Annotated in this window: 21 protein-coding genes and 2 pseudogenes; 8 read left to right on the forward strand and 15 right to left on the reverse strand. The window is 67.7% G+C overall.

All coding sequences use genetic code 11. From position 1 onward, the window contains the following. The first annotated feature begins 56 nt into the window (after nt 1-56). Nucleotides 57-536, forward strand: a complete 480-nt coding sequence (locus ACU4E7_RS00995; RefSeq protein WP_447020307.1) for a PadR family transcriptional regulator — start codon at nt 57-59, stop codon at nt 534-536. A 107-nt stretch (nt 537-643) separates the two neighbouring features. Further along, nucleotides 644-1414 carry a siderophore-interacting protein gene (locus ACU4E7_RS01000; protein WP_447020308.1) on the forward strand — a complete coding sequence of 257 codons (771 nt, stop codon included), beginning with the start codon at nt 644-646 and terminating at the stop codon, nt 1412-1414. A gap of 36 nt (nt 1415-1450) precedes the next feature. Here the strand turns inward: ACU4E7_RS01000 and ACU4E7_RS01005 are convergent, their stop codons facing one another. Further along, a complete protein-coding gene (locus tag ACU4E7_RS01005; RefSeq protein ID WP_447020309.1) occupies nt 1451-1597 on the reverse strand; it encodes a hypothetical protein in 147 nt (48 codons plus the stop codon). A 522-nt stretch (nt 1598-2119) separates the two neighbouring features. Then, nucleotides 2120-2892, reverse strand: a pseudogene (locus ACU4E7_RS01010) (IS5 family transposase). 346 nt (nt 2893-3238) lie between these two features. Here ACU4E7_RS01010 and ACU4E7_RS01015 point away from each other — a divergent pair. Then, nucleotides 3239-4216, forward strand: a complete 978-nt coding sequence (locus tag ACU4E7_RS01015; RefSeq protein WP_447020310.1) for a phospholipase D family protein — start codon at nt 3239-3241, stop codon at nt 4214-4216. A 241-nt stretch (nt 4217-4457) separates the two neighbouring features. On the opposite strand, the gene ACU4E7_RS01020 is transcribed toward ACU4E7_RS01015, so the two are convergent. Next, entirely contained in the window at nt 4458-5624 is a 1167-nt protein-coding gene (locus tag ACU4E7_RS01020; protein ID WP_447020311.1) for a phage portal protein, read from the reverse strand. 143 nt (nt 5625-5767) lie between these two features. Here ACU4E7_RS01020 and ACU4E7_RS01025 point away from each other — a divergent pair, with 143 nt between their 5' ends. Next, nucleotides 5768-6043 (forward strand): hypothetical protein, encoded by a 276-nt coding sequence (locus ACU4E7_RS01025; RefSeq protein WP_238120784.1) that lies wholly within the window; start codon nt 5768-5770, stop codon nt 6041-6043. A 279-nt stretch (nt 6044-6322) separates the two neighbouring features. On the opposite strand, the gene ACU4E7_RS01030 is transcribed toward ACU4E7_RS01025, so the two are convergent. The 3 genes from ACU4E7_RS01030 to ACU4E7_RS01040 all read right to left on the reverse strand — a co-directional run bounded on the left by ACU4E7_RS01030 (nt 6323) and on the right by ACU4E7_RS01040 (nt 9211). Continuing rightward, nucleotides 6323-7594: a DNA-packaging protein gene (locus tag ACU4E7_RS01030; protein ID WP_447020312.1), complete on the reverse strand. Its 1272-nt coding sequence runs from the start codon at nt 7592-7594 to the stop codon at nt 6323-6325. A 1-nt stretch (nt 7595) separates the two neighbouring features. Then, nucleotides 7596-8159 (reverse strand): helix-turn-helix domain-containing protein, encoded by a 564-nt coding sequence (locus ACU4E7_RS01035; protein ID WP_447020313.1) that lies wholly within the window; start codon nt 8157-8159, stop codon nt 7596-7598. A 101-nt stretch (nt 8160-8260) separates the two neighbouring features. Continuing rightward, nucleotides 8261-9211, reverse strand: coding sequence for a diguanylate cyclase (locus ACU4E7_RS01040; RefSeq protein ID WP_447021695.1), 951 nt, complete (start codon nt 9209-9211; stop codon nt 8261-8263). 196 nt (nt 9212-9407) lie between these two features. Here ACU4E7_RS01040 and ACU4E7_RS01045 point away from each other — a divergent pair, with 196 nt between their 5' ends. Next, on the forward strand, nt 9408-10679 hold the full coding sequence (locus ACU4E7_RS01045; protein ID WP_447020314.1) for an Hsp70 family protein: 1272 nt from the start codon (nt 9408-9410) through the stop codon (nt 10677-10679). 67 nt (nt 10680-10746) lie between these two features. Here ACU4E7_RS01045 and ACU4E7_RS01050 read toward each other — a convergent pair whose 3' ends face one another. Then, nucleotides 10747-10968, reverse strand: coding sequence for a hypothetical protein (locus ACU4E7_RS01050; RefSeq protein WP_447020315.1), 222 nt, complete (start codon nt 10966-10968; stop codon nt 10747-10749). Nucleotides 10969-11228: 260 nt separating this feature from the next. Between ACU4E7_RS01050 and ACU4E7_RS01055 the strand changes: the two genes are divergently transcribed. Then, complete coding sequence (locus ACU4E7_RS01055; protein ID WP_238120779.1) at nt 11229-11798, forward strand: TMEM175 family protein; 570 nt, start codon at nt 11229-11231, stop codon at nt 11796-11798. Between the two features lie 4 nt (nt 11799-11802). Here ACU4E7_RS01055 and ACU4E7_RS01060 read toward each other — a convergent pair whose 3' ends face one another. From ACU4E7_RS01060 to ACU4E7_RS01080, 5 genes and pseudogenes are all read right to left on the reverse strand, one after another. Beyond that, on the reverse strand, nt 11803-12384 hold the full coding sequence (locus tag ACU4E7_RS01060) for a YcgN family cysteine cluster protein (protein WP_443266098.1): 582 nt from the start codon (nt 12382-12384) through the stop codon (nt 11803-11805). Nucleotides 12385-12525: 141 nt separating this feature from the next. Continuing rightward, nucleotides 12526-14436, reverse strand: coding sequence for a sulfate adenylyltransferase subunit CysN (cysN, locus tag ACU4E7_RS01065; RefSeq protein ID WP_447020316.1), 1911 nt, complete (start codon nt 14434-14436; stop codon nt 12526-12528). Further along, nucleotides 14436-15344, reverse strand: a complete 909-nt coding sequence (cysD, locus tag ACU4E7_RS01070; RefSeq protein ID WP_238120777.1) for a sulfate adenylyltransferase subunit CysD — start codon at nt 15342-15344, stop codon at nt 14436-14438. Before cysD ends, cysN begins: the two co-directional genes overlap by 1 nt. A gap of 132 nt (nt 15345-15476) precedes the next feature. Beyond that, nucleotides 15477-16752, reverse strand: a pseudogene (locus ACU4E7_RS01075) (class I SAM-dependent RNA methyltransferase). Next, on the reverse strand, nt 16725-17444 hold the full coding sequence (locus ACU4E7_RS01080; RefSeq protein WP_447020317.1) for a TlyA family RNA methyltransferase: 720 nt from the start codon (nt 17442-17444) through the stop codon (nt 16725-16727). The pseudogene ACU4E7_RS01075 and the gene ACU4E7_RS01080 overlap by 28 nt, the downstream one beginning before the upstream one ends. 235 nt (nt 17445-17679) lie before the next feature. Between ACU4E7_RS01080 and ACU4E7_RS01085 the strand changes: the two genes are divergently transcribed. Continuing rightward, a complete protein-coding gene (locus tag ACU4E7_RS01085) occupies nt 17680-18324 on the forward strand; it encodes a hypothetical protein (protein ID WP_447020318.1) in 645 nt (214 codons plus the stop codon). 79 nt (nt 18325-18403) lie between these two features. After that, nucleotides 18404-18958, forward strand: coding sequence for a hypothetical protein (locus ACU4E7_RS01090; RefSeq protein ID WP_447020319.1), 555 nt, complete (start codon nt 18404-18406; stop codon nt 18956-18958). A gap of 55 nt (nt 18959-19013) precedes the next feature. Here ACU4E7_RS01090 and ACU4E7_RS01095 read toward each other — a convergent pair whose 3' ends face one another. The 3 genes from ACU4E7_RS01095 to urtE all read right to left on the reverse strand — a co-directional run bounded on the left by ACU4E7_RS01095 (nt 19014) and on the right by urtE (nt 21247). Next, on the reverse strand, nt 19014-19832 hold the full coding sequence (locus ACU4E7_RS01095; RefSeq protein ID WP_447020320.1) for an urease accessory protein UreE: 819 nt from the start codon (nt 19830-19832) through the stop codon (nt 19014-19016). Nucleotides 19833-19870: 38 nt separating this feature from the next. After that, complete coding sequence (locus ACU4E7_RS01100) at nt 19871-20401, reverse strand: Dps family protein (RefSeq protein ID WP_238120772.1); 531 nt, start codon at nt 20399-20401, stop codon at nt 19871-19873. A 150-nt stretch (nt 20402-20551) separates the two neighbouring features. Beyond that, nucleotides 20552-21247, reverse strand: a complete 696-nt coding sequence (urtE, locus tag ACU4E7_RS01105; protein ID WP_447020321.1) for an urea ABC transporter ATP-binding subunit UrtE — start codon at nt 21245-21247, stop codon at nt 20552-20554. Nucleotides 21248-21286 lie beyond the last annotated feature (39 nt).

The raw sequence follows: 21286 nt of genomic DNA on the forward strand, positions 1-21286 counted from the left end.
GCCATGGACACGACCGCCTCGACGGGCGTCCAATGGAGCGCCCGCAAGAGCGCCCGATGGAGCGGCGCGGCGGCCGGCTGGGGCGGCTGTTCGCCCATGGCGACCTGCACCTGCTGGTGCTGTTCATGATCTCCGAGAAGCCGCGCCACGGCTACGAACTCATCAAATCCATCGAGGCGCGGATGGGCGGCGCCTATAGCCCGAGCCCTGGCACCATCTATCCGGCCCTCACCCTCCTGGAGGAGCAGGGCTATGTCCACGCCGAGGCCAGCGAAGGCAATCGCCGGCTGTTCGCCATCACGGCGCCGGGCACGGCCTATCTCGCCGCCAACCAGGCCCAGGTGGACCAGATGCTGGTCCGCATGAGTGAGGTGCGTGAGCGCCGCGGCGATGCCCCGGCCCCAGTGGTGCGGGCCATGGAGAACCTCAAGTTCGCCCTGCGCCTGCGCATGGAGCGCGGCCCGCTTTCCGATGCCGAGGCCCAGGCCGTGGCCGAGGCCCTCGACACCGCCGCCGTCACCATCGAGCGGAGCTGAGGTGGCGCGGAGCTGAACTCCGCACCCCAGCCATCCTCCCCAACCTGCAGCGCACCCCACGGGCCTTGGCCCGAATGCCGGCGTGCGCGCTGATGAAAGACACGTCCATGGATACCAACAGCACCCCCCGTCACCAGACCACCCGCCTGCGCCAGGAGCCCAAGCGGCGCCTGCTCACGGTGACGGCGATCGAGGACATCACGCCCCACATGCGGCGCATCACCTTCACCTCGCCTGATCTCGCCGATTTCGCGAGCCCGGCACCCGACGATCATATCAAGCTGTTCCTGCCCAACCCGGCGGTGCCCTCCGGCGAGAGCATGCGGGACTACACCCCGCGCCGGTTCGATGCGGAACGCCTGAGCCTCACCATCGATTTCGCCCGGCACGAGGCTGGCCCCGCCACCCGCTGGGCCGAGGCCGCCCAGGTGGGCGATCAGCTTGCCATCGGCGGCCCCAAGGGCTCCAGCAGCGTTGCCGATGATTTCGACTATTACCTGCTGGTGGGCGATGAGGCCGCTTTGCCCGCCATCGCCCGCCGCATCGAGGGCCTGCGGGCCGGCGTTCCGGTCACCAGCGTGGTGGTGGTGGAAAGCGAAGCCGACGTGCAGGCCATCACCACCGCCGCCCGCCATGATGCCATCTGGGTGTTCCGCGCCGGCCGCGACGCCGACGACGCCACCCTGCTGCGCGAAGCCCTGGCCCGCTGGCAGGCGCCCGCGGGCGAAGGCTATGTCTGGATCGCCGCCGAGGCGCAGGTGGCCCGCACCCTGAAGGCCTATATGTTGGATGAGCGCGCCCACCCCAAATCCTGGCTGAAGGCCGCCGGCTACTGGGTCCGCGGCGAAGCCGGCGCCCACGCGAAGCTGGAGGGGTGAGGGTCCGCCCTCCCCTGCGCAGCCCGGCGGCACGGCCTATTTCTTGAGATCGACGACCACCTCTTCCAGCCTGCCCTCAAAGGTGAAGGGCGCCCGATAATCCGAGGTCACCGGCGTGCCGGTATCGGTGCCGATGTCCTGGTTCTCGGACAGGGAGAATTTATAGGGCGTGGTCTTCTCCACCCGCCCCGATCCCACCGCCTGGCCCCTTCATAGGCGAAGTCCATCCGCACCGTGTGCTCGCCCTCCGGCACCGACGCGTGCCCGAAGCCCACGTCGTCCAAAAAGATCACCAGGATGTTGGGCGCGCCCTTGGGGGCGGTGATGGGCGCGGGAAACGCGGCCGGATCGGAATCCTCGAACGTGGCACCCACCGCGCCACGGAACTTCTGTTCGGCATAGGGCAGCACCACCCAAAGGCCGCATTTCAGCTCGAAGATAGCCGATTTGCACCATAAATACATTAGAATATTAAATAGAATCCATGACAAGACTGTTGCGGAGACGGGAGCTATGAATAAGCCTCTACTCTGTGCTCCAGGATGCTGTCGGGATCACTAGCGAGGCGCGGACGGTCGCAGATAGCCGACATACGCGACGAACGCGCCGATGCGGAGTGCCAAGCTAAGGGCGATGGGGGACGCGGCCCAGCCGGGGGAGCAGCAAGATGGAGGAGTGAAGGCTCTGACTAGGGCTGAGACTCGATCAGAGCCAGAAGGCGACGGCGGTGGCGAGCGCTACGGCTGAGAGGAAGTTGACAGCGAGTTTGTCGTAGCGGGTGTGGACGCGCCGAAAGTCCTTGAGGCGACAGAAGGCATTCTCGATCAGATGGCGGCCCCGGTAGCGCGCTTCGTCATATCGGATGGTACGTTTGCGGTTGCGACGGCCCGGTATGACGGGCGTGGCGCCCGCTTCGCGAGCCAGGTGGCGTAAGCGGTCGGCATCGTAGCCCTTGTCGCCCAGCAGGTAACGCATGGGCCCGGCCCGTTCGAGAAGCTCGGGGGCGGCCTTCATGTCGCTCACGTTTCCGGGTGTCAGCATCAGCGCGTAGGGACGGCCGATGACGTCGGTGAGCGCGTGGATCTTGGTTGTCCAGCCGCCACGCGAGCGGCCGATCGCCTGCGCTGTCCGCCCCCTTTTGCCCCGAATGCCGCGCGCTGCGCCTTGATGTAGGTGCTGTCGATTGCTGTGCTTTTCGTGACCGCACCGGCCTCCACCAGCGCGTCGAGCAACTGGAGCCAGAAGCCCCGGCGAGACCAGCGATTGAAGCGATTGTAGACCGTCGTCGATGGCCCGTAGTCGGCCGGACAATCGCACCAGCGGCAGCCGACCTTGAGGACGTGCAGGATGCCGGAGATCACCCGCCGGTCATCAACACGCCGCGCACCGGGTTGGTTTTTCGGCAGATGCGGTTCGATCGCCGCCCACGCCGCATCCGACAACCAGAACAATGCCATACGCCGCCTCCCGTGATCCATGCCCCTGTGAATCAGGAAAACCGCCCCTCCTCAACCCCATGATTGGGTTTCGATCCTAGTCGGTATTACCGCCAGCGTCGATTAACCCAACCGCTCAACCGACGGGCCGACATGAGGTAGGCTCCTAAGATCAGCGTCATAGAGCACCAACCCGACAAAAGCCGCTCCCTATGCTGGATGCGGCATGGGCGATCGAAGCGGGTCACCGCGATTCCGCTGGCCCGCCACCCACCGCCTTGCACACTCAAGCTCGGGCCAAACGACACCGAAAGGTTGTATGATGCTCGCATAAGGCCCTGCGCATCACGTAGCTGAGTCTACTGAGATTTCACCCGGAGCACCGCCGATGACAGACACAAGCGCCATGCGCTTCTTGGACGAGAAGGCTGTCCTCAAAGAGATTAAGTCGATGCTGGCCGCAGCGAGGGAGGCGAAAATTGCAGTCGCCTTCTGGGGGCAGGGAGCACTTGAGCAACTCGATATCGGTCGAACGAACCTCGATGTAAAACTCATTTGCAATCTTGATTCCGGCGGCTGTAACCCAGCCGCGCTGAAATCAATCATGAGCACCTTGCCACCAGCACGCGTTCACTCCCACCCGCGTCTGCACGCGAAGGTCTATTGGACACCCGATCGCGCTATCGTCGGCTCATCGAACGCATCTGCGAATGGGCTCGCCGTCGAAGGCAATGTGGCTCGGAGCTGGGCTGAAGCCAACATCCTTATCTCTGATCGAAGATTGCTCCAGGAAATTGAAGACTGGTTCAATCGGCGCCTGGATGAGGCGCGGATCATCACCGACCATGACCTGAGCTTGGCGCAATCCCTGTGGGACTACAGATCCCGCGCAGCAGCTCCAGGAGTGGCTCTCTGTGGAGATCTTCTTCAAGCCTATGCCCAAGCACCGGACCATCCCTCATGGCGCAGGGTGCGCGTCGCCCTTTGGTCTGCCGGCATCAGCAAGGAAGGGAAAAAGGAGGCAACAGCCCTAATAAACGAAAATTCAACGCTTTCTCAATTCGCTCAATATGAAGGATGGACGAAAGAGTTTTATCCAGATGATTATATACTTGATTTTTACGTCAAGAACGGAAAATCAAAATTTTCCGGAATATATATTATTGAATGCCATCGCGGAAAAACGATTAATTTTGCGACTGAAAGGAATACAATCTCCTTACCAAGCTTTCCAGAATTGAAACTATCGGACAACGACATTTCAAAAATTAAAATTATAGCACAAAAATTACTAAATAAATACTCAGAAGATGGATCAAGTGTATCTTTTATGCTTTCAGATATCGCAAATGAATTAAATAAATAACTTTGTATAAATAACAAATTTGCAATTTTCTTAAAATATTCATACCATTTTCACTGATATTACTTTGACAACAGCGCAGAAATTCTAAGTTAGAAAGAAAGCGCCGCATGCGAAAGCAAAGATGGGAACACGGATGGCCTCAGCCGAGATGCAAAGGCTGCGGCCATCTCGCAGACGCACGGATGACATATGAAAATCCATGCGACATTCCCAACGCAGCGGGCGTGAGCCCAAAGCCTCCTCACCCCCACCCCACCGCCGCGCGCTTCTCGGCGTCGGTGAGGTAGTCGGCGGTGGCGATGCGGGACCAGAGTTCGGTGCGTTCGGCGGAGAGGGCTTCCACCTGGTCGAGGTCGGGCACCAGCTCCAGGGCGGGGCCGTAGGCCGGGCCGAGCCAGGTGGCGAGCCCCTCCGCCATGCGGCGCATGAGGGGCACCACGCTCTGGCGCCACAGGGCGCGGTTGGCCTCGGCATAATTGGCATAGGTGTTGTCGCCGGGAATGCCCAGCAGCATGGGCGGCACCCCCACCGCCAGGGCGATCTCGCGGGCGGCGCCGTTGCGGGCGGCCTCGAAATCCATGTCCTTCGGGGAGAGGGACAGGGGCCGCCAGTCCAGCCCCCCTTCCAGCAGCAGCGGCCGGCCGGCATTGGTGGCGCCCTGGAAGGAGGCTTCCAATTCCCCCTTCAGCCGCTCGAACTGCTCCTCGGTGAGCGAGCCCGCCCCGCCATAGACCAGTGCGCCGGAGGGCCGCGCCGCATTGTCGATCAGCGCCTTGTTCCAGGCGCTGGCGGCATTGTGCAGGTCGAGGGCCTGGGCCGCCGCTTCCAGCGGGGGAAAGCCGTAATGGTCATCCAGCGGGTTGAAGGCGGTGAGGTGGAGGATGGCCGGAACCTCCGCGCCCTCCACCACGCTCGCCTGGGAAATGCGCAGGGTGCGCCCGCACAGGGTGTAGTCATAGGCTTCCGGCCAGCCATCGGGCCCCGGCACCACCCGCATGCGATCGGGCCGCAGCACGTGCAGTTCGCGCAGCTGCCCCTCCACCGCCACCGCCTCCACATAGGCATTGCCGGCCACCAGCAGATGGCAGGCCATGGCCTCCAACAGCCCCGAGCGGGTGAGGCGCGGGTTGGGCCGGTTCAGGAGATCGAGCAGCGGGTGGGTATCGTGCTCGCGCCCCGCCTCCATCAGCACCCAGGGAATAGTCGCCGCCGCCTCGCCGATCATGCGCACGGCGCGATAGGCGATGGCGTTGCGGGTGAAGCCCTCGCGGGCGAGGGAGGCATAGTCCCGCGGCGTCCAGCGCGGCCGGCCGGTGGTGAGCAGGGCGACCAGCGCCGCGGTGCGGCTCGCCTTGGCCTCGGCGGGCGCCCCGGAGGCGCGGAATGGCGCGAGAAGCGAAGCAAACATCAGCGGCTCCAGATGCGAGGATGAAACTCATGTGAGAACGGAACAGCTTGGCCACCCGGCACGCGGCAGGCATTTCGCAACAGCCGGGAGAGGCGTAGAATGCCGGGCGTGGGGGAAAAACGTGGGGAAACCGGGAGGGCGCCATGCTCTACGCTCTGGTTCTCGTCATCACGTCCACGACCATCATTCAGCCGGTCTCAGTCGGCCCTTGGCCTTACCCCGTCGCCCCGCCCTATCTGTCGAGCGAGGTGTCGCAAAAGGTCATCGGCTATTACCGCAGCGAACGGGGCTGCCTCGGCGCCGACATCAAGCGCTCCAAGGCGTGGCCGGACCTGGCGCCGGGCCAGAGCGTCACCGGCCTGTGCGTGCAGGTGGAGATCCCCGCCGGGCTCGACATCACCGTGCGCCCGGCAAGCTGAGGGCGCAGGGGACCGCTCAACATTCAAGAGAAACGGCCTGTCGAAATGCGCGTTCCCTCTCCCGCTTGCGGGGGAGGGTGAGGGAGGGGGCCGGGACCGCATCAGCGGCACAGACACTTGAGTTTTAGGTCTTTCCGGATTTTCGAGACCGCGGCCCGTCCTTCCAGCGTTTGCCCCCTCCCCAGCCCTCCCCCGCAAGCGGGAGAGGGAGCAGCGCTGCGGGGAACGCAGGGGTGCGGCGCACGGGCCAAGCCGCGCGCGCTGAGTGTTGAAAGGCGCCTAAAGCTCCCTCACCCGGGGCGCGCCGGCGCGGGGGCCGAGGGCCAGGGCCGTCACCGCCCACACCAAAGCATCGAGCCGATCGGGCGAATGGCCGCCGGAGAGACCATCCGTGCCGAAATCGCAGAGTTCGTCCTCGAGCTCGGGAAAGCGGCCGGCGTGGCGCACCCGGCCCTGCTCGTAAAGGGCGGCCACCGGCTCGGCGCGCACATATTTGCCGCGGGTCGCCCGCACCGCTGCCACCGGCACATCGGCATCCACCTCCGCCAGCACGGCACGCACCATCTCACCGCCCTGGTTCACCTCCGCCACCACCGTGTCGGCGGAAAAGCGATGGAACAGAGCGATGGCCCGCGCCGCCCACTGGGCCGGGCGCAGGCCGCCGGCGCTCTCATCCGCCAGCACATGCACCACCCCCGCCCCGTCGATGCCGGCACACACCAGGCCGCAGGCATCGGCCCCGGCGCGGGAAGAAGCGGGTGGATCCACCGCCACCACGATCCGCCGCAGCGGCGGCGCACCCGCTTCCCGCGCCGCCTCCAGAGCGGGGCGGGACCAGAGGGAATCCGGCCGGTCCTCGATGATCTCGCCCTCCAGCTCCTGGCGGCCGAGCCGGGTGCCGCCGTAGCGGTCCAGCATCTGCGCCAGGAAGCCGGGGGCGAGGTTGAAGGCGTTGTCGGCGGTGCGCGCCCGCGACACGGCGGTGCCGGGATGGGCCAACAGCCGCTTCAAAAGGGGCGTAGAGCGCGGCGTGGTGGTCACCATCTGGCAGGGCCGCGTGCCGAGCCTCAGGCCGAACTGCAGCATGTCGAAAGTGGCATCCGCCCGCTTCCATTTGGCCAGCTCATCGCACCAGGCGGCGCCGAACTGGGGACCGCGCAGGCTTTCCGGATCCTCCGAAGAAAAGCCCTGCGCCACCGCGCCATTGGGCCATTCGAGGCGGCGCCGGGAGGGCTCCCAGCGGGGCCGCTCACCCGTGTCGTGCACGGCGAGGAGGCCGGAGACGCCCTCCACCATCACCTCGCGCACATCGGCCATGGTTTCCGCTACCAGGGCGATGCGCCCCACCGGCGCGTCGGCGAACGGCGAGCGGCCGAGGGCGAGGCCGCGCACCCATTCGGCGCCGGCGCGGGTCTTGCCGGCGCCGCGCCCACCCAGCACCAGCCAGGTGCTCCAGGCGCCGCCGCCCTGCGCCAGCTCCGGCGGCAATTGGTCGGGCCGGGCCCACAGGGCCCAGTCGGTGACGAGCCGGCGGGCCTCCGCCTCGCTCATCTCAGCCAGCAGGCGGGGGATCGTCCTCGGGTTCCGCGCGCAGGCGCTCAAGACGGCGCGCAAGCTCGCGGCGGAACTCGTCGAGATCGCGCACGGTGTCATCGGCGTCCTTCGCAGGCTGGGCGGGGGTGTCGCGGGCGGCCTTGTCCGCCGCATCCTCGGCGGCGGCCAGCTCCCGCAGGGTGCGGGCGATGAGGGCGAGGGCGCGGGCATCCTTCTCGCCATCGGCGGAGGGGCGCGGCGGCCCCTCCCCCTCGGCGGCGTGGTGCATGCGCGCCTCGATCTCCGCCACCTGCCGCTCGGCGGTGCGCCACAGCCGCGCCAGCAGGCGGCCGCGCGGGGTCTCCTCCGGGCGGATCTGAAAGCTGTTGCGGGCACGCCGGGCCTGGGGCTTCAGCGCCACCGCACCATCGGGACCCACCTCGCGGTCGATCCAGTGATAGGCGACGCCGGTGGAGAGGCCGGTGCGGGCGCAGATCTCGGCGATGGGCAGGCCCTCGGCATAGAGCTGACGTGCCAAGCCCGCCGTCGCGGGCGCCTGCCGACGCGGCGGTGTGGGAGACATGGGCAATTCCGAAGCTGGGAAGCGGTGGCCGAGCCCGTCGCGCCAGGCGCAACTCTCGAACATGACAGAAACCTACCCTGGCAGCGCACCGCTGTCAAGGACTAAATTCCTTTTTCGGCCATCCTGAGCGGCGGGGCCGGGGCCTCCTCCAGCCGCACCCGGTTGCGACCGTCCATCTTGGCGGCGTAGAGCGCCTTGTCGGCGCGTCCATAGAGTTCGGAGAATGTGTCGCCCGAACGGGCCATGGCGACACCGGCCGAGAAGGTATAGGCGAAATCCGGCCGGTCCTCGAGCGGCCGGGCGGTGCGCACCAGCCCCAGCATGCGCTCGACGATGAGGGCGGCCTCGTCCAGCGCCGTATCCGGCAGGACGAGAACGAATTCCTCACCCCCCACCCGGCCGAAGCAGTCCGAGCGGCGCACCTGGACGTTGATGCGGCGGGCGAAATCCCGCAGCACCGCGTCGCCCGCCTGATGGCCGTAGCGGTCGTTGATATATTTGAAATTGTCGAGGTCGAGCACGGCCAGGCAGCCGGGCGTGCCAAGGCCCAGGGCCAGGCCCGAGCGGGCCAGCATGTCCTCCACCCGGGCGGTGACGAAGCGGCGGTTGGCGACGCCGGTGAGGTCGTCCGTATGGGCGGCGCGGATGGCTGCATCCCTATCCCGTCGCACGGCGCGCGCATCCGCCCGCATCTCGGTGATGTCGGTGCCGACGCACAGCATCCAGCCGCTGGCGGAGACGGTTTCGGCCATCAGCAGCCAGCGCCCGTCATGCAGCTTGGCCTCGACGGTGCGGTAGGGGGTCTTGCCCCGGCGGGAGAAGGCCGATGTGAGCCAGACATCCATGTCCGGCGCGTCGATGACCAGGCCGCGCCCGGCCAGCGCATTCCGCCGCATCAGCTCGGCCCAGGTGGGGCTTTCCCCCTCCGCGACCGCATAGGCCTGCCGGTACGCCGGGTTGGCGTAGCGTAAGCGATCGGCGCCGTCGAAAACCGCCACAAGTAGCGGGCTCTCATCGTGGAGGTGACGCAGGTGGGCGGACAATTCATCCATGGTATCGAGGACCATAGCCGAGAACGTGGCGGTGCGGGAGCGGGAAGCGTGGCCGTGATGCGGCGATGCACTGCGACACGATGATCGGCATCGCGACCGCGCCACCCGCATGGCTGCCGTGGCCGCGCCGGGCTTGCATTCGCCGGCGAAGTCGCCCAAGAACCCCGGCCCTCGAGAAAGACGCGAACACACGCCCATGACTCCCAGCGGCGGCCCCTGCGGCCTGGATTTCGGCACCTCCAACACCACGCTGGGCACCCTGGCCCAGGGCGCGCCCGCCCTGTGCCCGCTGGAAGGGCGCCACGTGACCGTTCCGAGCGCCGTGTTCTTCGGCGCCGACGGCCTCACCCGCATCGGCCGCGCCGCCATCGACGCTTATGTGGAAGGGGTGGAGGGCCGGCTCATGCGCGGGCTCAAGTCCGTGCTCGGCAGCGCCCTCATCGACGAGACCACCCTGGTGGGCCGCGAGCGGGCGCCCTTCCGCAAGGTGATCACCGCCTTTCTGGCGGAGGTGAAACGCCGCGCCGAAGCCACCGCCGGCCGCCCGCTTGATGCCGTCGTGCACGGCCGCCCGGTGCATTTCGTGGATGCCGACCCCGAGGGCGACCGCAAGGCCGAGGACACCTTGCGCCAGATCGCCACCGAAGTGGGCTTCTCCCACATCGCGTTCCAATACGAGCCCATCGCCGCCGCCCTCGATTACGAGCAGCAGATCAGCCACGAGGAACTGGCGCTGATCGCCGACATCGGCGGTGGCACCTCCGACTTCTCCATCGTGCGCATCAGCCCCGAGCGGCGCCGGCAGGTGGAGCGGGCCGACGACATCCTGGCCAATGACGGCGTGCGCATCGGCGGCACCGATTTCGACCGGGTGCTGAGCCTGAAGACGCTGATGCCGCTGCTGGGCTTCGGCAGCCCCATGAAGCGCGCCAATCTGGACGTGCCCTCCTCCTATTTCCACGATCTCGCCAGCTGGCACTCCATCAACCGCATCTACGAGCCCAAGATCGCCCGCGAGATCCGTGAGGTGAAGCGGGAGGCGCGGGAGCCGGAGCGGCTGGAACGGCTGGAACAGGTGATCGAGGAGCGGCGCGGCCATGCTCTGGCCGGGGCGGTGGAGGCGGCCAAGATCGGCCTCGCCGAGACCCCTCATGTGGAGATCCCGCTGGACTGGATGGAGGCGGGCCGGGCCCTGGGGGTGAGCCAGGCCGAGCTCACCGGCACCACCGCCGAGCTGGCGCACCGCATCGCCGCACGCATCGATTCCCTCTTGAAGACCGCCAGCCTTGGCCGCGAGCGCATCGACGCCCTGTTCCTCACCGGCGGCTCCACCCGCCTCGCCCATGTGCGCGCGGCCATCACCGCGGCCCTGCCCGGCGCCCGGGTGGTGGAGGGCGACACCTTCGGCTCGGTGGGCATCGGCCTCACCATCGAGGCCGGTCGGCGCTTTGGCGCGGGCCAAAATTGAAATCGCAAAAGAAAAGGCGCGCGCCGAAGTGCGGCACGCGCCAGAAAAATAGGGAACCTTTTGGCGCTCAGTGCGCGGTGATCGCGGCGTAGGTCGAAGCCGGGATGCGGAAGAAGCCGCGGCCGTTGGACAGCGCCTGGTAATAGGTGGAAGCGCCGGCCAGCAGGCGCTCGTACCACGCCTTCGGGCTCACGCCGTCCGGGCAGCTGTCGATGGTCCACACTTCCGCGTTGGGCTGGAAGCGCACGTGAATGAGAACGCTCTCGGCGGTCTGGGCAACTTCGGACATGGAAAGCTCCTTGATGAACAAAGGGGCCGCCAGGGGCAGGCCGGATCAAAGAAGGCCCGCCTTCGGTGCGGTTCCGGCCACGCAATCGGCGCCGCGCGGAGGGCGGAGATCCTCCGTTTTCGAGACTAGACGCAGGCCATCGCCCAAACCTTGATCACGATCAAAAACCGCGCATCGCCCCATGCCAAGGGACTCGCCCCCCTTTGCCGGCAGGCTGGAAACCCCGCTACAATGGCGCGTCCGCCTGCCGTGAGGCCTGCATGCGCCCGTTCCCCAAAGCCCGCGTGGATGCCCTGTGCGACGGCATCTTCGCCTTTGCCATGACCCTGCTGGTGGTGGACATCCGCCTGCCGGAGGGGCTCGCCGTCACCACCTCCGCCGAGCTGGCGCAGCAGCTCACCCGCCTCACGCCCCAGGCGGTGGCCTATGTGATCTCGTTCTTCGTGCTGGCGGCGGAATGGCGCGCCACCATCGCCATCCGCCACGATACCGAGGCGGTCTCCGGGCGGGCGCTGCAGGTGTGGCTGTGGTTCCTGCTGTTCGTCACCATGGTGCCGTTCTCATCGGCACTGGTGGGACGCTATGGGCACCTGCCCCTTGCGGTCTGGGTCTATGCCTTCAACATGGCGGGCCTCGGCCTGCTTTCGCTGCCCCTGCATCGCATGGAAGTGCCCGCCGCCGTGCGCACGCAGGGCAGTGCCGGCCAGCGGCGCACCTTCCTGTTCATCGGCTCGGCGGTGGCCTCGGTGCTGGTGAGCCTGTGGGCGCCGAACTATGCCATGTACGCCTATCTGCTGAACGCCCTCGGCCGGGTGCCGCCGTTCCGCTGACCCCTCAGCGCCGCCGGGCGCGGGGTTTCGGGTTGGCCGGCCCCTTCGCCGGGCCTTTGGCCCCCTTCGGCCAGCGCACCGGCCAGGTGGCGAGGTGGTCCACCAGCTCGAACAGGCCGAACTCATCCTCCAGCCCCGCCACCTTGCCGGCCACCGAAATGCCCGCCGCCCGCACGCTGTCCGGATCACCGGACACCAGAGGGTGCCAGAACGGCAGGTCCTTGCCCTCGTCCAGCAGCCGATAGGCGCAGGTGGGCGGCAGCCAGGAGAGGCTCGCCACCGCTTCCGGCGTCAGCCGCACGCAATCGGCCACCTGTTCGGAGCGGTGGGCATAATCGGCGCAGCGGCAGCTGTCCCTGTCGAACAGGCGGCAGGCCACATCCGTATAAGCGATGGCGCCGGAATCCTCGTCCTCGAGCTTCACCAGGCAGCAGCGGCCGCAGCCGTCGCACAGGCTCTCCCATTGCTCGGTGCTCATGGCCGCCAGAGGCGTGGTGCGCCAGAACGGTTTCCCCGTCTCGGGCGCGGCATCGGGTGGCGGAGCGGCTGGCGCAGCGGCTGGCGTCTGGGCGGGCGATCGGCTCATGGCTCCCTCTAAAGCATTTTCGAGCGCGCTGGCCACCGGTTCGCGTGAAGAAAATGCGGGAGGTCCATCAGCGAGAACCATCCCGCTGCGGAAGACCTCCCCGTGGACGCGCTACGGGGAGGGCAGATGACGCGCGGCGCCTCAGCCCAGATAGCCGCCAGCCTTGAGATAGGCGATGATCTGGTCGGCCATGGCCTCGGGCGCGGTGGCGCCGGCCTCCAGGCGGATCTCGGCGGCCTCGGGCGCCTCATAGGGGCTGTCGATGCCGGTGAAATTCTTGATCTGCCCGGCCCGCGCCCGCTTGTAGAGCCCCTTCACGTCGCGGCTTTCGGCCACCGCCAGGGGGGTATCCATGAAGATCTCGACGAACTCGCCCGCGCCCATCAGCTCGCGGGCCATCTGACGCTCGGCGCGGAACGGCGAGATGAACGAGACCAGAGTGATGAGGCCGGCATCCACGAACAGGCGGGCCACTTCCGCCACCCGGCGGATGTTCTCCACCCGGTCGGCGTCGGTGAAGCCGAGGTCGCGGTTGAGGCCGTGGCGCACATTGTCGCCATCCAGCATGTAGGTATGCCGGCCCTCGGCATTGAGCTTCTTCTCGACCAGGTTCGCCACCGTGGACTTGCCGGCACCGGAGAGGCCGGTGAACCACAGCACCACGGGCTTCTGCCCCTTCATGGCGGCGCGGCTGTCCTTGGAGACGTTGAGCGCCTGCCAATGCACGTTGGTGGCGCGCCTCAAGCCGAAATCCACCATGCCGGCGCCGACCGTGAGGTTGCTCATGCGGTCGATGACGATGAAGGCGCCGGTCTCCGGCACGTCGGCGAACGGATCGAAGGCGATGGGATCGTGGGTAGCGATATTCACCACCGCCACCTCGTTGAGGCCGAGGGTCTTGGCGGCAAGGCGCTGGAAGGTGTTCACGTCCAGCTTGTGCTTGATCTCGGTGATCTGCGCGCCCACCGTGCGGGTGCCCATCTTGATGAGATAGGGCCGGCCCGGCAGCAGCGGCTCGTCATGCATCCAGATGAGGTGGGCGGCAAACTGGTCCGACACCTCCGGCCGGTCGGCGGCGGCCGCCAGCACGTCGCCGCGGGAGACGTCCACCTCATCGGTGAGGGTCAGGGTCACCGCCTCGCCGGCGCCGGCCTCCGCGAGGTCCCCGTCCTTGGTGACGATGGATCGGATGCGGCTGGTGGCGCCCGAGCCGGCCACCACCACCGCATCCCCCGGCCGCACCAGGCCCGACACGATGGTGCCGGAGAAGCCGCGGAAATCGAGGTTCGGCCGGTTCACCCACTGCACCGGCATGCGGAACGGGCGCGCCAACGCGTTGCTCGCCACCTCCACCGCCTCCAGATGCTCCAGCAGGCTGGGGCCGGAATACCAGGGCGTGTTGGCGCTGCGGGTGATGACATTGTCGCCGAAGCGGGCGGAGAGCGGAATGGGGACCAGGGTCTCGAAGCCGAAATCGGCCGCGAATGCGGCATACTCGGCCACGATGGCGTCGAACCGCTCCTGCGAGAAATCGACGAGGTCGATCTTGTTGACCGCCAGCACCACGTGCTTCAGGCCCAGCAGCTTGACGATATAGGAGTGGCGCCGGGTCTGGGTGAGGATGCCCTGGCGGGCATCCACCAGGATCACCGCCAGATCGGAGTTGGAGGCCCCCGTCGCCATGTTGCGGGTGTACTGCTCGTGCCCGGGCGTGTCGGCGACGATGAATTTGCGCTTATCGGTGGCGAAGAAGCGATAGGCCACGTCGATGGTGATGCCCTGCTCGCGCTCGGCGGCGAGGCCATCCACCAGCAGAGCGAAATCGAGGTCGTCCCCCACCGTGCCGTGCTTGCGGGAATCCGAGGAGAGGGTGGCGAGCTGGTCCTCGAACAACAGCTTGGTGTCGTAGAGCAGCCGGCCGATGAGGGTGCTCTTGCCATCATCCACGCTACCGCAGGTGAGGAAGCGCAGCAGGCTCTTGTGCTCCTGGGCGGTGAGATAGGCGGAAAAATCGGCCTGGATATCGGGCTGAATATCGGGCTTGGCGGTCATCAGAAATAGCCCTCCCGCTTCTTCTTCTCCATGGAGGCGGCCTCGTCATGGTCGATGAGCCGGCCGGCGCGCTCGGAGGTGCGGGCGGTGAGCATCTCGCGCACGATCTTTTCCAGGGTGTCGGCGTCGCTCTCCACCGCCGCGGTGAGCGGGTAGCAGCCCAGCGTGCGGAAGCGGATGTGCTTCATCTGCGGCTGTTCGCCGGGGGCGAGCGGCAGGCGCTCGTCATCCACCATGATGAGCTGGCCGCCCCGCTCCACCACTGGCCGATCGGCGGCGAAATACAGCGGCACGATGGGGATGCGCTCGGCCAGGATATATTGCCAGATGTCGAGCTCGGTCCAGTTGGAGAGCGGGAACACGCGGATGCTCTCGCCGCCCTTCACCCGGGTGTTGTAGAGGTTCCACAGTTCCGGCCGCTGGGTCTTGGGGTCCCAACCGTGGTTGGCGGTGCGGAAGGAGAACACGCGCTCCTTGGCGCGGCTCTTCTCCTCGTCGCGGCGGGCGCCGCCGAAGGCCGCATCGAAGCCGTGGGCGGTGAGCGCCTCCTTCAGGGCCTCGGTCTTCATCACATGGGTATAAAGGGAGGAGCCGTGCTCGAACGGGTTGATGCCCTGCTTGAGCCCCTCCTGATTGGTGTGGACGATCAGCTCGAAGCCCAGTTCCTTGGCCATGCGATCGCGAAAGGCGATCATCTCGCGGAACTTCCAGGTGGTGTCGATGTGCATCAGCGGGAACGGCGGGCGCGAGGGATAGAAGGCCTTCACCGCCAGATGCAGCATCACCGCCGAATCCTTGCCGATGGAATAGAGCATCACCGGATTGCGGAACTCGGACGCCACCTCCCGCATGATGAAGATGGACTCGGCCTCCAGACGCTTCAGATGCGTCATACGCTCGGACGACATCGACCCGGTTGCTCCTTCATGCCGCGACCCACCCCGCCGCGATTTCACTTGACCTACACGCCCATCCCGGCAAAATCCACACAAAATCGGCATGTAGAAATATATTACAGAATATTTCTGATTTTTAGAAGCTCAGCGCGTGAAGCCGGCCACCAGCTCCACATGGGGCGAAAAGCGGAACTGGTCCACCGGCATCACCGGCCCCAGCCGCCAGCCGCCAGCCGCCCGCCACCAGGGTGCGGGCATCGCGGGCGAAGGTGGCCACGTTGCAGGAAACATAGACCAGCCGCTCCAGCTTGGACGCGGGCGTGCGGTGGGCCAACTCATGAGCCTGGGCCTCCGCCCCCTGGCGCGGCGGATCGATCACCACCGCCTCGAAGGCCGCCAGCTCCTGCGCCATCAAAGGGCGGCGGAACAGGTCCCGGGCCTCGCCGCTCACCGTCTTCAGGCCGGGGGCATGGCTCGCCTGCATCATCGCCGCCACCGCCGCGGCATTGCTCTCCACCCCATGCACCCGGGCGCGATCCGCCAGCCTGAGCGCGAAAGTGCCGACGCCGCAGAACAGATCCGCCACCGTGCGGGCACCTTCGGTGGCCTTCACCACGGCGGCGCTGAGCACCGCCTCGCCCTCGGCGGTGGCCTGCAGGAAGGCGGCGGGCGGCAGCGCCACCCGGGCCGCGCCCATGGCCAGCACCGGCGCCGCCCGCTGGAGAACCAGCTCGCCATGGCGGGTGAGCCGGGCGAGATTGAAGCGCTCCGCCAGCTCCGCCACCGCGCCCAGCAGCGCCGGCGGCAGCGGGCCCGAGCCGCGCACATCCATGTCGAGGCCGGTGTCGGTGGCGATCACCTGCAGATCCAGCGGCTTCTTGCGCGGGGCCAAGGCCGCCGCCACCGCCTGCGCCGCAGGCAGCGCCCGGGCGAGGCTCGGCGCCAGCACCGGGCAGGCATCGAGCGCCACCATGGCGTGGGACTTGCGCTCGGCGAAGCCCACCACGGTGCGCGTGCCATATTGGCGGGCATGGAAGATCACCCGCCGCCGGCCGGCGCCATGGGCATCCACCACCGGCAGAATGTCCGCCTCCAGCCCCTCGCGCTTCAGCGCCTCCTCCACCAGGGTGCGCTTCCAGGCGAGGTAGGGGGCGAGCGACCAGTGCTGCAGCAGGCAGCCGCCGCAGCGGCCGAAATGGGTGCATTCCGCCTCCACCCGCTCCGGGCTCGGCTGCATCAGCGCGACGATGCGGCCGCGCTCGCCCGCCACCTCGGCCCGCACCCGATCCCCGGGCAGGCCATAGGGCACGAACACCGGGCCGGACGGCCCCTCCGCGACGCCATCGCCCTGGGCGCCCACGCGCCGCACGTCCAGTTCCAGCACCGCGTCACTCACGCTCGTTCCGCTCCCAACAGAAATTCCACATTGCCGTCACCGCCGGTGATGGGCGAGGCGATCCGCCCGGTGACGCGCCAGCCCAGCGCCGCCACCGTGGCTGCGATGTCCGTGCACACCTGCTCGCGCACCGCGTCGTCGCGCACGATGCCCTTTTTCAGCGCCTCGCGACCGGCCTCGAACTGCGGCTTCACCAGCGCCACCAGCCGCGCCCGCGGGGCGGCGAGCGCCAGCGCCGCCGGCAGCACCTGCTTCAGAGAGATGAAGGACACATCCACCACCACCAGATCCACCAGCCCGCCGATGGCCGCCGCATCGAGGCTGCGGATGTCGGTGCCCTCCATGAGGGTGACCGCCCCATGGCCGCGCAGGCGGGCGTGGAACTGGTCCCGTCCCACATCCACCGCCACCACATAAGCGGCACCGGCCCGCAGCAGCGCCTCGGTGAAGCCGCCGGTGGAGGCGCCCACATCGAGCGCCCGGAGGCCTGAGGGATCGAGGGCGAAGGCCTCCAGCGCCGCATTGAGCTTCAGCGCGCCGCGCGAGACATAATCATGCACCGGCGCCGCCTCGATCCGCGCCTGCGCGTCCACCTCTGCGGAGGCCTTGGCCACCACCACCCCGTCCACGCGCACCAGCCCGGCGGCCACGGCGGCCTGGGCCCGCGCCCGGCTCTCGAACAGCCCGCGTTCCACCAACAATCGATCGATGCGCATCACCCGCGCCTTCTGTGTCCCCGTCCGGCTCCCGTCCGCCGGCGCGGAAGCTGGGGCGCCCCCGCGACGTCAAGCCGTGCCACGGCGCGTCGCAAGCCGGCGAGGGCCGTGATATGCGAAGGTGTCGAGCGACGCAAATTGACAAGCGCTGCAGTTCCCGGCGGAATGCGCCCAGGTCGCGGCAAAGTTGTCTGCGCCGCGCGGACACGTCGTGGATGGCGGGCCGGGATGGGGAATGATGCAGCAGTCGATCGGGGCGCAGACCGGCAACCACACCACGCGACCATGCCGGCGCACCGCACCGGACCATCCTGCCGCGTCTCGAACGCCCATTCCGCCCGGCGGCGGCCGCGCCCGCGCGACCAGGACCATGGGCCTGCTGGCGGGGCTGGTCGCAGGCAGCCTCGGCCTCGGCGCTCTACCCGCCGGAGCGGCGCGGGAACCGGCGAGCCAACGCGCCACCACCCCCAAGGACAATCGCGTCTGGGTGCTGGCCCGGGCCGACGACACGCTGGTGCTGCGCTATGGTGCGCCCGGCGCGGCCGACCCCGTGTTCGCGGTGGCCTGCCAGCCCAGCGCCGGGCTGCTGCAGTTCACGGTGGAGGTGACATCCGCCAAGATTCGCTCCGGCGACGGGGTGGCGGTGGCGCTGCAGGTGGGCAAAAGGCGGCTGGAGCTGGCCGCGTCCGCCTTCCGTGGCGCCACCGACGGCCAGGTGGTGGCGGAGGCCGCGGTGGCCTTGGAAGACCGGGTGCTGGACCTGTTCGCCGATGGCGACATCCTCACCGTGCGCCTGCCCGGCTCCAACACCGCGTTTCCCTTGGCCGGCGCCAAGGCCAAGGTGGTGGATTTCCGCCGCGCCTGCCTCGGCCGCAAATGAACCGGCGGCGGCGCGCGACCTGCTGTTTCTGTCCCGCGCACCGGCCCTGATCGGCGCGGTCTCACTGGAGCCTGCATCCATGCGTCGCCCCTTCCACCCCCTTGCCTTGCGCGCTATTGCCTTGCGCCCACTTGCCCTGCGCCCACTTGCCCCCCGCCTGCGGCGCGCCGGCCGCGCCGCCGCCGGTGTCGCGCTGCTGATGGCCCTCACCCTGCCGGCCGCGGCGCAGGAGAAGATGACCTGGCACACCCAGGACGGCAGCGACCACGCCGCGCTGGTGTTCGGCGTGCCCGAGAGCGAGGAGGTCATGGTCTTCTTCCTCTGCAAGCCGGGCGCGGAGGGCGTGACCGTGCAGAGCATGATCGGCTCCAAGGGGCTGGAGCGGGAATCCGCCGCCCGCCTGGTACTGTCCGGCTCCGGCGTGAAGAAGACGTTCGCCGGCAAGGCCATCGGCCATGACGAGAACACCCATGTGGATGTGGAGGCGCCGGCCCGGATGGCCGACGTGAAGGCGCTGCTGAAAGGCAGCGGCCTGCTCACCATCGAGGTGAAAGGCGCCCGCCAGCAGGTCGCCCTCACCGGCGCCAAGGCGGCCCTCGCCCAGTTCGAGACGGCCTGCAAGGGCGAGCGCTGAACCGGCCAGACCGACACGCCCGGAGGCCGGGGCGCGTGGACCGCGCGCCCCGGCCTCAGCGGTGCGTGTGGCCGCAGCCCGGGCCATGCACATGCCCGGAATGCTCATGTTCGTGATGCTCATGCTTATGGCCATGATCATGCGCGTGGGCGTGATCATGAGCGTGCCCGCAGTCGGGCCCATGCACATGCTCCGGTGACGGCACATGCTCCGGTGACACCTTCACGGGAGCCGCCTCCGCAGCATGATGCGCGTGGCCGTGATGGCCATCCTCATGATGGTGATGGTCGTGGCCATGATGCGCGTGCTCATGGGCCGAGTGTTCATGGGCGGGGTGCTCATGGGCGGGGTGCTCATGGGCCGGGTGCTCATGGGCCGGGTGCTCATGCTCATGATGCTCATGCCCATGATGCTCGTGCCCATGGTGATGCCCGGCGCCGGCGGCCTCCAGGGTGGCCTTGTCGGGACGGAACGGGCGGGTCACCGGCGTCGCGCTCACGCCGAGGCCGCGCAGGGTCTCCATCAGGGCGCCGTCGGCGGGGACATAGAGCGCGGTCTCGGTGCTCTCCGTGGGCAGGTGCCGCTGGCCCAGCTGCCACGCCGCCTTCAGGAGCCGGGCCGGATTGGGGCTTGTCACCTCCATCAGCGCCTCGGCGGCGGCGCGCACGCGCACGAGCCGGCCATCCTCCAGCTTCACCGCATCGCCGTCATCGAGCGCCACCGCCTTCTCGAGCTCCAGCGCGATGGCGAGGCCACCCTCGGTGGTGAAGGCGAAGCGGCGGCCCTGGCGGGCGCGGTGATCGAGGGTGACCGCGTCCGCGACCTTTTCGTCGCGGACGGCGGGACGGCGGACAATGGCAGTGGCACGGATCATTCATTCAACTCCGGCGCCACCGGCCCGCCGGGTGCGGATCAGGCGGCGCTGCTGTCGCGATTCTGGTTCGTCTCGAACAGGAACCACAGACGCTTCTCGGCTTCGTCCACATATTGTTCGAGCAGGCCGGCGGTGGCAATGTCGTCGGCGGCATCGCACACCGCGTGGGCGGCGCGGATGGTCTTGATGACCGCCTTGTTGTCCGCCATCAGCTCCTCGAACATGGCTTGGGGCGTGGTGAAGCCGGCTTCGTTCTCCTTGAGCGAAGTGAGCTTCAGGATCTCCCCATAGGAATGGATCGTAGGCGCCCCCAGCTTGCGCACCCGCTCGGCCAGGGGATCGAAGGTGGCGGCGATGCTCTCCGCCTGTTCGTCGAGCATCAGATGATAGTCGCGGAAATGCTTGCCCGAGACGTGCCAGTGGAAATTCTTGGTCTTCAGATGCAGCACGAAGGCATCGGCCAGCACCTTGTTGAGAGCTTGTGCCACCTTGGCCACGTCAGCGGGGGCGAGATCCGTGGGGGTGGCAAGGGCGGGGGTCGCCTTCGTCAGCGAGCGCACGACAGCCATGGGAAAACCTCCTTCCAGAGATGAACGCAAGGGTCAGCGCCAAGGGGCACGCAGGACTGGAAACGCGGAACTGGAAACGCGGGACTGCGCGCCCGGATGAGCGCCTGCCCCTTCAACGCCCTTTGGACGGCAAGGTTCCGCGCTGCGGCATCAGATCGCCATCAGCCGGCGCACATCGTCACCATCGAGGCCGCGGCGGTCGCCCGCGGCCACCACCTCGCCGCGGTCCATCAGAATGAAGCTGTCGGCCAGCTCGCGGGCGAACTCGAAATACTGCTCCACCAGCACGATGGCCATGTCGCCCTTGTCGCGCAGATAGGAGATGGCGCGGCCGATGTCCTTGATGATGGAGGGCTGGATGCCCTCGGTGGGCTCGTCCAGAAGCAGCAGGCGGGGCCGCGTCACCAGCGCCCGGCCGATGGCGAGCTGCTGCTGCTGGCCGCCGGACAGATCGCCGCCGCGCCGCCTCAGCATGGAGTTCAGCACCGGAAACAGCTCGAACACCTCGTCGGGCACATATTTGTCCTTGGCCGCCAGGCGGGCATAGCCGGTTTCCAGATTCTCCTTCACCGACAATAGCGGAAACACCTCCCGCCCCTGCGGCACGAAGCCGATGCCCCGGGCCGCGCGATCCGGCGTGGAGAGGCGGGAGATTTCCTCGCCGCTGAGGGTGATGGAACCGGAGGCGATGGACCGTTGCCCCATGATGGCCCGCAGCAGCGAGGTCTTGCCCACCCCGTTGCGCCCCAGAACGCAGGTGACCTTCCCCGCCTCGGCGCTGAGCGACACCTTCTTCAAGGTGTAGGCGGCGCCATAATAGAGATCGAGATTCTCCACCTTCAGCATGCAACGCGCTCCCGGCGGGTATCGGATCCGAACATCAAA

The sequence above is a fragment of the Xanthobacter sp. ZOL 2024 genome (genome assembly GCF_052932325.1).